The following is a 16,114-nucleotide window of genomic DNA, read 5'->3' on the forward strand; positions in this document are numbered from 1 at the left end:
CGAACAGACTAGGGCCCCATGAACCGCCAGGAATTCATCACCGCGACTGCCATCATCCTTTTGCTGGCTTTCGCCCTTGGCTGGTTCACGTACTGGCTTCTGCACCGCTTCACCCGCGTGGCAGGTGGCGACGTGGCCGAAATGGACAACCTCGCCCAATCCCTGCACGAGGCAGAAGAGGCCCGCGATCAGGCGTTGTTCTACCTTGAGGAACGCGAAGCCGAACTGATGAACCAGATCGCCCAGACCGAGGCCGAATTGCGCGCCGCGATGGAAGGCCTGCGCGACGCCCGACACGAGGCCGAAGAGATGCGCGCCTATATCGAACGGATGCACGCCGCCAACTGACGCGGCACCTGCGTCAATGCAGCTTGTCCCAGCGCAGCCCGTCCAGACAGGCCCCGATCAAGGGCGAGGCCGGGTCTGCCAGCCCGTCGATCACATCGAAATGATGCTTGCCCGGATCGACCGTCCAGCCGCAATCCCACGCCTCTGACAGCGTCCGCGCCTGCCACAGAAAGGCCGGCCGCTCCTGCCCGCCCACCCAGACCTGCGCGCCCACGCCCGGTTGCAGGCCCAGCCGCGCCGGGCTTTCGGCTGCACATTCCGGCCCGTCCAGCCGCAGCTTTTCGTTCATCCCCGTGCCCATCAGCGGCGCAAGCTCGGCAAGGGGCGAGATCGGCACCACCCGCGCCAGCCCGGGCACCGCCATACCCGCGCAGCCCATCCGCGCCGCCAGATGCCCGCCCGCGGAATGGCCCGTCACCACCAGCGGCCCCTCTACCATGCCTGCCACCACGGCGCAGGCGCGCGCCACCTCGGCCGTCATGTCGGCAATCCGCGCCTCGGGTGCCAGCGTGTAGGATGGCATCGCACAGGCCCAGCCCCGCGCCACCGCGCCTGCCGCCAGATGCGACCACGTCTCGCGTCCAAAGGCCATCCAGTATCCGCCATGCACAAAGACCAGCACGCCCCGCGCCACCCCTTCGGGCAGGAACAGATCCAGCCGCTGCCGCGCACCGCCGCCATAGGCCAAGTCCAGCCGCGCCCGCGCCCCCAACGAATCGCGAAACGCCGCCGCTTCGGCCTCCCACTGCGGCGGATAGGTCTCGGCCCCCGCGATGAAGGCCCCGTTGGCATAAGCGAGGTCCATCGCCGCCTGCTCTGTTTCCGCCATCCCTGCTTCCGTTTCCGTCAATTTGATCAAAAATCGCGCCCTTGGGGCAATATTTCCCCGCCGGAACTGGACAAGCCCCCCCTCGCGGATGCATCCATCCTTAACCCGAAAAGCCGGAGGCCCCTATGCTCGATTCCGTCACCAATCTCGCGTCGCTTCTGAAAGACCCGACGCTTCTGGTCACCAAGGCCTATGTCGCCGGCCAATGGATCGACGCCGATGATGGCACCACCTTTGAAGTGACAAACCCGGCGCGCGGCGATGTGATCTGCCACCTGCCCAACCTTGGCCGGGCCGAAACCGCCCGCGCCATCGACGCCGCACAAAAGGCGATGAAGGACTGGGCTGCCCGCACCGGCAAGGAACGCGCCGCCGTCATGCGCAAATGGTACGACCTGATGATGGTCAATCAGGATGACCTTGGAAAAATCCTCACCGCCGAAATGGGCAAGCCACTGGCCGAAGCCAAGGGCGAAATCGCCTATGGCGCGTCCTTTATCGAATGGTTCGGCGAAGAGGCAAAACGCGTCTACGGCGAAACCATCCCCGGCCATCAGCGCGACAAGCGCATCACCGTGATCAAGCAGCCCATCGGGGTTGTGGGCTCCATCACGCCGTGGAACTTCCCCAACGCCATGATCGCCCGCAAGGTAGGCCCTGCCCTTGCCGCTGGCTGCGGCTTTGTCGCCCGCCCTGCTGCGGAAACGCCGCTGTCGGCGCTGGCCATGGCCCTGCTGGGCGAACGCGCGGGTCTGCCTGCGGGCATCTTCTCGGTCATCACCTCCATCCGGTCTTCCGACATCGGCAAGGAATTCTGCGAAAACCACGCCGTGCGGAAACTGACCTTCACCGGATCAACCGAGGTGGGCCGCATCCTGCTGCGGCAGGCCGCCGAACAGGTGATGAAATGCTCGATGGAATTGGGCGGCAACGCGCCTTTCATCGTGTTCGATGATGCCGATCTGGATGCCGCCGTGGCGGGTGCCATGGTGTCCAAATTCCGCAACAACGGCCAGACCTGCGTCTGCGCCAATCGCATCTATGTGCAGGCGGGCGTCTATGACGCTTTCGCCAAGAAACTGGGTGAGGCGGTCGCCAAGACCAAGGTCGGCGATGGCCTGTCGGAAGACGTGACCTTCGGCCCGCTGATCAACGACAAGGCCGTGGTCAAGGTCGAGGAACACATCGCCGACGCCCTGTCCAAAGGCGCCAAGGTGGAAACCGGCGGCAAGCGGCACGAACTGGGCGGGTCGTTCTTCCAGCCTACCATCCTGACGGGCGTGACCACCGATATGCTGGTGACGAATGAGGAAACCTTCGGCCCCCTCGCCCCCCTGTTCAAATTCGACACCGAGGAAGAGGTCATCGAACTGGCCAATGCCACGATCTTCGGCCTTGCCTCATACTTCTACGCCCGCGACATCGGCCGCATCACCCGCGTGCAAGAGGCGCTGGAATACGGCATGGTCGGCGTGAACACCGGCCTGATTTCCACCGAGGTCGCCCCCTTCGGCGGGGTCAAGCAATCCGGCCTTGGCCGCGAGGGCAGCCATCACGGCATGGAAGACTATCTGGAAATGAAATACATCTGCCTGTCGGTGTGACGCCGTCGCCGCAGGGCTTGACCCTGCGGCGCACCCACCCCGGCCCATCAGACGCACCCCTTCCTTCCATCTCTCCCCTTGCGGGCAGTGACCCCAGCCTCGGTCCTGAATCGAATCAGGTATCCTGTGCCGCGGCGCGTTCGGCTGAGGACATCGCGCCTATCCTGCCTTGGCAGGGTTTTTTTTGCTCTGCGCTAACCCATCCGAAAGTCGAAACAATTCTTCCATTGGTTGATGAAAAATCAATTTTGGATTGACAGGTGAGCCGCCTTTTCGGTTCCTTATCCCTAGTTCGATCCGGGTGGGGACTCGAGCGTCAAAGGCTGGGCAGGGACATTCCCGCTCTGTGTCTTCGGCTGCGTTTTCATCAGGTCAGAGCAATTAACGAGTGCTTTATGGAGACCTATTGTGAACGCTCCCATCTTTTCTTCGGGTACGATTGTCGGCCAACTGACTGAAGACGCCGCTTCCCTTCTGCAGATCGCGCCGCAGACCTTCACTTTCACCGATCAGGGCATGAACAGCCCAGGAGATGCTGATTCACAGTTCCCGCTTGTGACGGCGCCTGCAAACGCCATCGGCACGTTCAACGCCGTACTCCTTGATGATGCAACAGGTCAGGGTGGCGATACCACCGGCACCATCCAATGGTCCTACAGCGTCAATACCGCAGTGGTGCAATACCTTGCAGCGGGACAAACCCTGCAGCAGGTCTATCAGATCGAGGTGTTCGATCTTGACGGCAACTCCTTTACCCAACCCATCACCATTACCGTCACGGGCACCAATGATGCCCCCATCATTTCGTCGGCCGCGCCGAACCACGCTTTCGGCGAGGATGACACCGCGATCACGGTGACATCGACGCTCGCCTTCACCGACGCAGACATCACCGACACGCACACGCTTTCTTCCGTCACCGTTAATGCATCGGGTATCACCAACGGCTTGGCGTCGGACAACGCCGCGCTGATCGCCATGCTTTCCACGACGGTCAGCACAACCACAGGCACCCCTACTGCCCCGTCCGCGGGCCAGATCGGGTATACCTTCTCGGCCAACTCGGCGCAGTTCCAGTATCTCGCTCAGGGCGAAGAACTGACGCTCACCTACACGCTTGCCCTTTCTGATGGGCAGGGCGGCACGGCGACGCAGACCTTGGCCATCACCATCACCGGGACGAATGACATCCCGACGCTTGCCCCCGTATCGTTTTCGCGGACGGATACGGCAGACAATGACATCTTCGCTACCTCCACCGGCACATTGGTGGCGACAGACGCAGATGGCACCGATACGCTGACATACGGGCTGAATGGGTCAAGCCCAAGCAGCGAAGCCGGTTTCGATGTCCAGACAGCCGGCATCTTTGGCACCCTTTATCTGAACACCGCGACGGGCGCCTACAGGTTCGTGCCCAACAGCGTTGCGGTCCAAGGGTTGTCTACTGGCGAAAGCGCGACAGAATTGTTCACGTTGTCTGTCACCGATGGCCGAAGCGACGCGGTCACCAACACCCTAACCTTCTTCCTGAGCGGCGCGAATGATACCGCCGAGGTCACGGGCGATATCTCGGGCACGGTTGTCGAAGCTGCGGATACCGCCGGCACACCGACAGTTTCAGGCGACCTGAACCACACCGACCGTGACAACGCGGATGTCGATGACGCATGGACGCCTGTTACCGACGGCCGCACCTCGTACGGCCGTTTGACCGTCGGAGCGGACGGCAGATGGACCTACACGCTCGACAACACCAATCCCGCCGTTCAGGCTCTGCGTGAAGGGCAGACGCTGACCGACACGGCAACTGTCTTTACCACGGGCGGAACCGCCCAGACTCTGACCTTTACGATCAATGGGGCAAATGACGCCTCCGTTTCAGTGGGCAGCAGCGGCCAGCTGTCCGAAGCGGGTGGCGTGCTGAACGGCACCAACGAAACGCCCTCGGTCACGGGTGACATCGACCATACCGATGTCGACAACGCCAACGACGTCTGGCAGCCAGCCACCCTTACCGGCCAATATGGCACCCTGGTGATTGGCGCAAATGGCGCGTGGACCTACACCACCGACCAGACCAATGCGGCGGTGCAGGCGCTGAGCGCGGTTGGCGACACGTTGACCGATACGATCCGCGTCCGGTCCGGGGATGGGACGGAGCATGCCATCACCATCACCATCACCGGCGCGGATGACGCAGCAGAGGTGACGGGCGACATCTCGGGCACGATTGACGAAGCGGGTGGTGTCGCGAACGCAGAGGACTCCAACGCCGTCGCGGGCCAGATCAGCGGCGACTTGAACCATACCGACGCCGATTCCGACGATGCCGACGACGCATGGACCCCGATCAGTAGCCAAGTCACGACTTACGGCACCTTCACCATGCTCGCCAACGGGCAATGGACCTATACGCTGAATAACAATCTTCCGGCGGTGCAGGCGCTGAACAACGAAAGCGACCCACTCACCGACACGATCACCGTCACCACCACAGGTGGCACCGAACAGCGGATCAACATCACCATCACCGGCACCAACGACGACGCGGTCATCTCCGGCTCCACGACGGGCACGGTGCAGGAGGCGGGCGGGTTGAACAACGCCGACGCCGGCATCCCGACAGTCACCGGCACGCTCACCGCTGCGGACGTGGACAACACGCCAAACTCCTGGATCGCGCAGACCGTAAACGATGATTACGGCACCTTCACCCTGACCGAGGCAGGGGTCTGGACCTACACGATCGACAATTCTCGTCCTGCGACCCAAGCGCTTGCCGGTGGCGCATCTGTCCTGCGCATCTTCCCCGTGGTGACAATTGACAATACCCTGACGACCGTGACCGTCACGATCGCTGGCAGCAACGACGCGCCGACCGTCACCGCTGGCGGCATCACAACCGGCGCGCTGACCGAGCCTGCGGGCACCGGGCAATTCAACCTCCGCGATGCAGATCTGTCCGGCAGCTTTACAGTCACTGATCTTGATACCGGCACAGTCTGGGCTGAAACCAACGCAGGGCCGACTTTCGCCTGGAGTGGGGGCGACCTCACGACCAGCGTCCTTGCAAACAGCGCCCGCACCGCGATCACAAATGCCTTCACCGCGGATATCAACCCCTCGGGCCAGGTGACGTGGCGCTTTGACGCGAACACCACCAGCAACATCAACCTGAACTTCCTCGCAGCGGGCGAAACCCTGACGGTGACCTTCAACATCACCGTCACCGACGGGGCGGGCGGTTCGGTGGTGCAGCCGGTGGTCATCACCTTCACCGGCACCAATGACACGCCGACCGGCACCGAGGCATGGGGCGTCTATATCACGGAAGGGCAGGCAATCACCCGTGGAGACGGTTCCGTCATAGGCACGGACAACGACCTGACGGGAACGCTGATCGACGGCCAGCATCGGGTTGTCGCCGTCGACAACGCGGTCTCTGGGACTGTTGGTGAATCGAACGCCACCTACGCCATCGCCTTCACGGATCTGGACCTGAACAACACCGGTCACACAGTCGCGCAAAGCGTGACCACAACAGCCTCTTCCGGCGTCACGATTCCTTCGGGGATCAATTTCCTCAGCTTCATGACATCGTCGCTGGCCTTTACCTCTGCGGGCAACGGCGGTCAGATCAACTGGACCTTCCAGGCACCTGACAGCGCCTTCGACTTCCTTGCCGTAGGGCAGACACTCACGATCACCTATCAGTTCAACGTCACGGACCAGAACAACGCAACCACCACGGGCGCAGGGCGGACCATCACCGTCACCGTCACCGGCACGAACGACGCCCCGACCATCACCATGGAGTCAGAGGGCGCGGTAACCGAAGATGGCACTTCCGCCGGTACGGCCAGCATCACGGGCACCCTTGCCGGTGCAGACGGCGCGAACTGGGTAGATATTGACACCACCGATGACCCACTTCTCGCCGTGAACCGAGGCAGCCATGGCACAGACGCCCAAAGCTTGCTGACCTTCGATCAGACGGCCCCCGGTGCGGAAACCGTGGATTACGCCGTAATCAACGGCACCTATGGCACGCTCTACCTGAGGGCAAACGGCACATATACCTATGTGCTGGATAACACCCGCGCGGCCACGCAGGCGCTGGACGAAGGCAGCAACGGGACCGAGGTTTTCAACTACACCATTACCGATCGCGCAGAGGCGACGGCCATCAGCAGACTGACCATCACGGTGAACGGGGCGAATGACGGCCCGGTGCTCGGGGCAGTCACAGCGCCGGCTGATGTTGTCGAGGATGCCGCCGCCGCCGCACAGGACATCTCGCTCTCCGGCAGCTTCGACGTGTCGGATGTCGATGCAAACGACACGCTCTCCATCGTCGTGGGCACCCCAGTGGTGGCGCTGACGGGCAGCAGCAATCCCCTGCCTGCCGGTCTTGCCGAGGCACTGTCCGCGGCGTTTTCGGCCAGTGGGACGGTGAACTCCAACTCCGGCGCCGGGGGCCTGACCATCGGCTGGACCTTCACCGCCAATGACCTGAACCTCGATTTCCTGAACAACGGCGACAGGCTGACCGTCACCTTCCCGATCCGCGTGTCGGACGGGACGGCGCAATCTGCTCCGCAGAATCTGACCATCACCTTCCTGGGCACGAATGATGCCCCGATTCTGGCCAACGACACCGGCGCGGTGACCGAAGCGGGCAGTGCCACGGCTGGCACGTCAAGCGTCAACGGCAATGTGCTGACGAATGACAGCGATCCGGATCAGGACGCGGTGCTGAGCGTGACCGCGGTAGAGCTCCCTGGTGGCGCAAGCTCTGCAGAGGTCGGGACTGACACGCAGATCATCGGTACATACGGCGTGCTTACGATCAGCAGCAACGGCGCGTGGAGCTATGCGCTGCGCAACGATTTTGCCGCCACGCAGGCGCTGGACGACGGGGCGAATGGGACGGATACCTTCACCCTCATCACGAGCGATGAAAACGGGGCGACACGAGGCCAGACCCTCTCGATCAACGTCACAGGCACGAATGACCTGCCTGCAGTGACAAGCGTCTCCAACATCGAAGCCGTGGCCGAAGCCGTGGATGCCGCCGCGCAGGCGATCAGCGTCAACGGGACGATCACTGTCTCAGACGTCGACCAGAATGATACCCTGACCGCCAGCCACGGCACGCCTGTGGTTCTTATGAACGGAGAACCCATCTCCCTGCCTCCGGACGTCGCGGCTGGCTTGATCGGCGCGGGCGTCTTGACCTTCACCGGCACGCCAAACTCGGATGCCGGCACGCCGCAATCCATCTCGTGGATCTATTCCGGCACGGCCGACCTCAATTTCCTGCGGGCAGGGCAGACTCTGACGATCAGTTTCCCCGTCAGCGTCAACGATGGCACGGGCGCGTCACAGACGCAGCCCCTGACCATCACCATCACCGGGTCCAATGACGGACCCATCGCCGTGGCGGATGCCTCATCGCAAGAGGCAGGCACGATCCTGAAAGAAGCAGGGGACGAACCCGCATTGGCCGGTCAACCTACGGCCAACGGCAACGTCCTGACCAATGATATCGAACTTGACCAAGGCGACACCCAGCAGGTCACCCTTGCTGGAGCGGGGACGGCTGTGCCGACCGACGCCGTCACGAACACCGGTATCACCGTGATCGGCACCTACGGGACCTTGTTGATCAACCCCGATGGCAGCTGGTCTTACACGCTGAACAACGCCGACGCCGATACCCAGGCTCTGGCAGCAGGCCAGCGTGTCACCGATGTCTTCACCTATGTGATGCAAGACGGATCCGGTGCCACCAGCAGCGCCACTCTGACCCTGCATATCGAAGGCAGCAATGACGGACCCGTCCTGACGCCCGGCATCGTTACCGGCAGCATGACCGAAGGCCCCGATGGTGCGCCCGATGGCGACAACGTTCCGACCACGTTAAGCGGGACAATCGCCTTTGCCGATCCGGATGCGGCAGATCGGCCCGGCTCGGACGGCAGCGCCTCGACAGGGGCGACACTGACCGCCGCATTGGCCGTGACAGGATCCAGCCTCAACGCCGAACAACTGACGGCGGCCAATGCCCTGATCAGCGCATTCAGCCTTTCGCTGTCGGATGGGGCCACCAACACCGGAACGATCAACTGGTCTTTCGCACCCACCCCTGCCGCGCTGGATTTCCTGCGGGCGGCGCAGACGGCGACCCTGACCTTCACCGTCACATTGAATGACGGCAACGGTGGCACGGCGAGCCAGAACGTGACCATCAACCTGACTGGCGCGAATGACGGTGTCGCGTTGCTCGAAGGTGGCGCCCGCACCGGCACTGTGACCGAACGGACCGAGGTGGAGGAACAAACCTCGCCCTCGCCCGAAAGTCTGGAGGCGACCGGTTCCTTCCGCTTTACCGATCCCGACCTTGCCGCGAACCCTGTTCAGATATTGAACCATCTCGGGGTGCTCAACGGCGCCAGCCAATTCGGCGGTACGCTCACGCAGATCAACAGGATCGTGGATGCGGCGACCGGCACCAAAGAGGTGACTTGGACCTATCGCATCGATCCGGCCAATCTCAACCTTCAGCAACTCGGGGCTGGCGAAACGCTGACAGAAACCTTCACCATCCGCGTGCTGGATCAGGCGGCGGGCGGCATCCTGCTGCAACCCATCACCATCACCCTGACGGGCACCAATGACCGCCCGGTCATCACGGCCACCGATGTGACGGGCAGCACGACCGAAGGCGATTTGCTTGCTTCGATGACCGACAGCGGCAGCATCAGCTTTGACGATCTCGATACGACCGATCTCGTCAGCGTCACCCATGCCTTCCAAAACGTTGGCTGGAGCGGGGGCACCCTTCCCGCCGGCCAGCAAGCCGAACTGGAAGCTGCGCTTGCGAACGCCTTCACGCTGTCGGGCGCTGGGACGGCCGCAGCCGCGAACAGCGGAGCAGTGACCTGGAACTTCTCTCTCCTCTCAACGATGGTTGAATTCCTCGGCGCTGGCCAGACGCTGACCGTGACCTACCGCATCACCGCGACAGACGATTCCGGCGACACGGCCACGAACAGCGCCACGCAGAACGTCACCATCACGATCACCGGCACGAACGACCTGCCTGTCATCACCGGTCAGGACACCGGCGATCGTAGCGTGACCGAGGGAACCGATTCAGTTGCTAGCGGCACGCTGCAAATCATGGATCTCGACGCGGGCGAAGCCCTGTTCCGGGTGCTGACCAATCAAGCCGCGACCTATGGCACCTATTCGATCAATGCCGCAGGGGAATGGTCCTATTCCCTCAACAACCAGAACGAAACGGTTCAGGCCCTTTCGGCGGGCGAAACGATCACCGACACGCTGACCTTCACCGCCGCCGATGGCACGACAACGACGGTCGCCATCACCATCACCGGTACGAATGACGCGCCTGTCATCACCGGACAGACGGCAGGCGACCGCAGCGTGACCGAGGAGTCGGACCTTTCCGCCTCCGGCACCCTCGGGGTGACGGATGTGGATGACGGTGAGGCCACCTTCCAGCCGCAGACCGGCACCGCTGCCAGCTTCGGCACCTATTCGATCAATGCCGCAGGGGAATGGTCCTATACCCTCAACAACCAGAACGAAACGGTTCAGGCCCTGTCGGCGGGCGAAACGATCACCGACACGCTGACCTTCACCACCGCCGATGGCACGACAACGACGGTCGCCATAACCATCACCGGTACGAATGACGCGCCTGTTATCACCGGACAGACGGCAGGTGACCGCAGCCTGACTGAGGAGTCGGACCTTTCCGCCTCCGGCACCCTCGGGGTGACGGATGTGGATGACGGCGAGGCCACCTTCCAGCCGCAGACCGGCACCGCTGCCAGCTTCGGCACCTATTCGACCAATGCCGCAGGGGAATGGTCCTATACCCTCAACAACCAGAACGAAACGGTTCAGGCCTTGTCGGCAGGCGAAACGGTCACCGACACGCTGACCTTCACCACCGCCGATGGCACGACAACGACGGTCGCCATCACCATCACCGGTACGAATGACGCGCCCGTGGTGACAACGGCCGACGGTGCCAACCTTGGCATCGTGGAAGACCAGGGTGAACAGTCGGATGGTGCCGTTGCGGGGGCCCTTACAGCCAGTGGCCAACTCACCGCCTCCGATGCCGACGAGGGTGAGACTGCAGGCCTGACATGGTCCACCACGTCCACCTCTGCCTACGGTACCTTCACACTCAATCCGAACGGCAGCTGGACCTTCACTCTGAACCCGGCTGTCGCAGAGTCTCTGTCGGAAAACGATACGATCACCGAGCAGTTCACCGCCATTGTTTCCGATGGACAAGGAGGCACAGCTCAACAGGTGGTAACCGTCCGCATCAACGGCACCAATGACGCGCCGGTCATTTCCACCACCTCCACCGTCACCGGCAGCGTGACGGAAACCGGAACCGGAACAACGCCCCCTGCAACGCCAGTCACCGCCACCGGCACCCTTGTGGCGACCGATCCAGATACCGGCGACACGCTGGCTTGGTCTATCGTTGGCGCAGCGGCAGGCACTTTCGGCAATCTGACCCTTTCCGGAGCGGTTTGGACCTACACCTTGGACGATAGCCTTGCCACGACGCAGGCACTCACCACAGGGCAGACACGAACCGAAACCTTCACCCTGCGCGTGACCGACAGCCAAGGTGTCAGCCGGGATCAGACCATCACTGTCACCGTGACGGGCCGCAATGAGGTTTTCACCGGATTTGACGACATCGACGACAACCTGACCGGCACAGGAACGGCTGACAGCCTGATCGGTCTGAGCGGCGATGACACGCTGTCCGGGGCATCTGGTAATGATGTGATCTTTGGCGGTCTTGGCGATGACAGCATGGTCGGTGGATCCGGAGATGACATGATCCATGCCGATGGTGGGTCGGATATCGCCGAAGGCGGATCGGGCAACGACACCCTCGTTCTGGCAGGCAACTGGGCCGACTACGACATCAGCTTTGCCGGCGGAGCCTACACTTTCACTGCCGCAAACGGCGACTCCGTCCGCGCGACGGGGATCGAATCCATACGCTTCGGCGATGGTCCGGCGGTAGCCATTGCTGCTGTCCTGAATGACACGCCCACCGCAGGGACAGACAGCGCGACAATCGCCGAAGACGGGACGCTCACGATTCCGCTTTCGGCACTGCTCGGCAATGATGAGGATGCCGATACCCCCCTCGGGGATATCCTCACGATCACCGCCGTATCGGCGGGATCGGGCGGCTCGGTCCGGATCGATGGCAACAATGTTATCTTTACGCCGACGCCAAACTTCAGCGGACCGGCCTCTTTCTCCTACACAGTGACGGATGCAAATGGCGCCACGGCAACCGGCACGGTCAATGTCACCGTCACCCCTGTGAATGACGCGCCGGTCGTGGCGTCACCGCTGGCCGATCAGGCGGGCACCGAGGACACGGCCGTCACCTTCACGGTGCCGCCCGGAACCTTCACCGATGTGGACAACGCGACGCTGACCCTCAGCCTCGGCGCTGGCACGCCGGAATGGCTGTCGATCAACGCGGAGGGTGTCATCAGCGGCACGCCGCCGGCCAACTTCAACGGCACGGTCAGCGTGACCGTGGTGGCGACGGATGCGGGCGGCCTGACGGCCACGTCCACCGTCAACATCGCCATCGCGGCGGTGAATGACGCGCCGGTCGTGGCGTCACCGCTGGCCGATCAGGCGGGCACCGAGGACACGGCCTTTACCTTCACGGTGCCGCCCGGAACCTTCACCGATGTGGACAACACGACGCTGACCCTCAGCCTCGGCGCTGGTACACCGGAATGGCTGTCGATCAGCGCGGAAGGCGTCATCAGCGGCACGCCGCCCGCCAACTTCAACGGCACGGTCAGCGTGACCGTGGTGGCAACGGATGCCGGCGGCCTGACGGCCACGTCCACCTTCAACATCGCCATCGCGGCGGTGAATGACGCGCCGGTCGTGGCGTCACCGCTGGCCGATCAGGCGGGCAGCGAGGACACGGCCGTCACCTTCACGGTGCCGCCCGGAACCTTCACCGATGTGGACAACGCGACGCTGACCCTCAGCCTCGGCGCTGGCACGCCGGAATGGCTGTCGATCAGCGCGGAAGGCGTCATCAGCGGCACGCCGCCGGCCAACTTCAACGGCACGGTCAGCGTGACCGTGGTGGCAACGGATGCCGGCGGCCTGACGGCCACGTCCACCTTCAACATCGCCATCGCGGCGGTGAATGACGCGCCGGTCGTGGCGTCACCGCTGGCCGATCAGGCGGGCAGCGAGGACACGGCCTTTACCTTCACGGTGCCGCCCGGAACCTTCACCGATGTGGACAACGCGACGCTGACCCTCAGCCTCGGCGCTGGCACGCCGGAATGGCTGTCGATCAGCGCGGAAGGCGTCATCAGCGGCACGCCGCCGGCCAACTTCAACGGCACGGTCAGCGTGACCGTGGTGGCAACGGATGCCGGCGGCCTGACGGCCACGTCCACCTTCAACATCGCCATCGCGGCGGTGAATGACGCGCCGGTCGTGGCGTCACCGCTGGCCGATCAGGCGGGCAGCGAGGACACGGCCTTTACCTTCACGGTGCCGCCCGGAACCTTCACCGATGTGGACAACACGACGCTGACCCTCAGCCTCGGCGCTGGTACACCGGAATGGCTGTCGATCAGCGCGGAGGGTGTCATCAGCGGCACGCCGCCCGCCAACTTCAACGGCACGGTCAGCGTGACCGTGGTGGCAACGGATGCGGGCGGCCTGACGGCCACGTCCACCTTCAACATCGCCATCGCGGCGGTGAACGACGCGCCGGTCGTGGCGTCACCGCTGGCCGATCAGGCGGGCACCGAGGACACGGCCGTCACCTTCACGGTGCCGCCCGGAACCTTCACCGATGTGGACAACGCGACGCTGACCCTCAGCCTCGGCGCTGGCGCACCGGAATGGCTGTCGATCAGCGCGGAGGGTGTCATCAGCGGCACGCCGCCGGCCAACTTCAACGGCACGGTCAGCGTGACCGTGGTGGCGACGGATGCCGGCGGCCTGACGGCCACGTCCACCTTCAACATCGCCATCGCGGCGGTGAACGACGCGCCGGTCGTGGCGTCACCGCTGGCCGATCAGGCGGGCACCGAGGACACGGCCGTCACCTTCACGGTGCCGCCCGGAACCTTCACCGATGTGGACAACGCGACGCTGACCCTCAGCCTCGGCGCTGGCGCACCGGAATGGCTGTCGATCAGCGCGGAGGGTGTCATCAGCGGCACGCCGCCGGCCAACTTCAACGGCACGGTCAGCGTGACCGTGGTGGCGACGGATGCCGGCGGCCTGACGGCCACGTCCACCTTCAACATCGCCATCGCGGCGGTGAACGACGCGCCGGTCTTTACCGGGATTCTGCCCGACCAATTCCTCGACGAAGATACGCCCTACAGCTACACCGTACCGGAGGGCACCTTCGCCGACGTTGACGATGACACCGTGACCTACAGCCTTGCCGTCGGATCGCCCCAGTGGCTGTCGATCAACAGCTCCACAGGTCAGATTACCGGCGTGCCGCCGACCGACTTTACCGGCACCGTTACGGTGACGGTGGTGGCGACCGATGCGGGCGGGCTGACAGCTTCGGAGAGTTTCGATCTGGCCGTCACGCCCTTCAACGATGCGCCTGCCGTATCGGTCACAGTTACCCCGGGCTTGCGTGAGAATCCGGCCCTTGGGGCGGTTGCAGCGGTGCTTGAGGTGGCAGATGTCGACTCGGATCCGGCCAACAGCAGCTTCTTCCTGGAAGATGATGCCGGCGGTCGCTTCGCGCTTGATGGTTCCAACATCGTGGTGGCCAACCCGCTGTTGCTGGATTTCGAACAAGCCTCCAGTTACACCGTAAGGGTCAGAGTAACAGATGAGGGCGGTGCCCAGACCACGCGGGTCATCACCATCAATCTGGCTGACGAGGTGTCGGAAACCGTAGTCGGCAGCGCCGCGGACAACTTGATCGTTTCCGATGCAGGAAACGACTCCCTCAGCGGCTTGGGCGGCAATGACCGCCTGGTCGCAGGTGCAGGCAATGACACGCTCGATGGCGGTACCGGGAACGACACGCTTGAAGGGGGAACCGGAGACGATCTCTATATCGTCGACGGCGCCGGGGACGTGATCGTGGAAGGCGCCGGAAACGGAACCGACACGTTGCGTACAAGCGTCCGGTACAGTCTCGGTGCGAACGCCCACATCGAACATCTCGCCACCACGGATGATGCCGGTACCGCGGCCATCAACCTGATCGGCAACGGCTTCAGCCAGACCATCACCGGCAATGCCGGGGTGAATAACCTGCTTGGCGGCGGCGGGAATGACATCCTGTTCGGCGGCGCTGGCAATGACAGCCTTACCGGTGGGACAGGGATCGACACGCTGCATGGCGGCGCGGGCAACGATGTCTACTTCATCGATGACGCCGACGATGCCATCGTCGAAACCGCCGGCAACGGAACGGCTGACCGCGTGATCGCTTCGGTCAGCTTCGCCCTGGCCGAGGATGACAACATCGAAACCATGGCCACAGTTGCACAAGCGGCAACAACGCCCATCAATCTGACCGGCAACGGCCTCGCCCAATCCATCACAGGCAACGCCGGGGCCAACCTCCTCAACGGCTTGGGCGGCAATGACCGCCTGATCGCAGGTGCAGGCAATGACACGCTTGATGGCGGTACCGGGAACGACACGCTTGAAGGGGGAACCGGAGACGATCTCTATATCGTCGACGGCGCCGGTGACGTGATCGTGGAAGGCGCCGGAAACGGAACCGACACGGTGCGTACAAGCGTCCGGTACAGTCTGGCCACAGATGCTCACATCGAACATCTCGCCACCACGGATGATTCAGGCACCGCGGCCATCAACCTGATCGGCAACAGCCTCGCCCAATCCATCACAGGCAACGCCGGGGCCAACATCCTGAACGGCTTGGGTGGCGATGACCGGCTGAACGGACGCGGTGGCAATGACACGCTCGATGGCGGTACCGGGAATGACACGCTCGAAGGGGGAACAGGAAGCGATACATTCGTGTTCACGAACAACTTCGGCAGAGATGTGATTACCGATTTCAACACAGCCGCAGTCGGCGAGGTCATAGACCTGTCCGCGCTCACGAACATCGAGGACTGGACTGATCTGACAACAAACCACCTGCGGACAGAAGGAGGCAACGCCGTCATTTTCGATGGCACAAACACGATCACCCTGAATGGTGTCACGATCGCATCGCTCAGCGCAGGTGACTTTCTTTTCTAAA

At 63.2% G+C, this 16,114-nt stretch carries 4 protein-coding genes; 3 read left to right on the forward strand and 1 reads right to left on the reverse strand.

All coding sequences use genetic code 11. The annotated features are described in order from the left end of the window. The first annotated feature begins 18 nt into the window (after positions 1 to 18). Positions 19 to 348 (forward strand): hypothetical protein, encoded by a 330-nt coding sequence (locus tag RSE12_18950; GenBank protein WRH62414.1) that lies wholly within the window; start codon positions 19 to 21, stop codon positions 346 to 348. A gap of 13 nt (positions 349 to 361) precedes the next feature. Here RSE12_18950 and RSE12_18955 read toward each other — a convergent pair whose 3' ends face one another. Further along, positions 362 to 1,177, reverse strand: coding sequence for an alpha/beta hydrolase (locus RSE12_18955; protein ID WRH62415.1), 816 nt, complete (start codon positions 1,175 to 1,177; stop codon positions 362 to 364). Between the two features lie 125 nt (positions 1,178 to 1,302). Here RSE12_18955 and RSE12_18960 point away from each other — a divergent pair, with 125 nt between their 5' ends. After that, complete coding sequence (locus RSE12_18960; protein WRH62416.1) at positions 1,303 to 2,781, forward strand: NAD-dependent succinate-semialdehyde dehydrogenase; 1,479 nt, start codon at positions 1,303 to 1,305, stop codon at positions 2,779 to 2,781. 408 nt (positions 2,782 to 3,189) lie between these two features. Then, entirely contained in the window at positions 3,190 to 16,113 is a 12,924-nt protein-coding gene (locus RSE12_18965; protein WRH62417.1) for a VCBS domain-containing protein, read from the forward strand. The last annotated feature ends 1 nt before the right edge of the window (position 16,114 follow it).

The organism is Fuscovulum sp., assembly GCA_035192965.1.
In the GTDB taxonomy this organism is placed as follows: Bacteria; Pseudomonadota; Alphaproteobacteria; order Rhodobacterales; family Rhodobacteraceae; genus Paragemmobacter.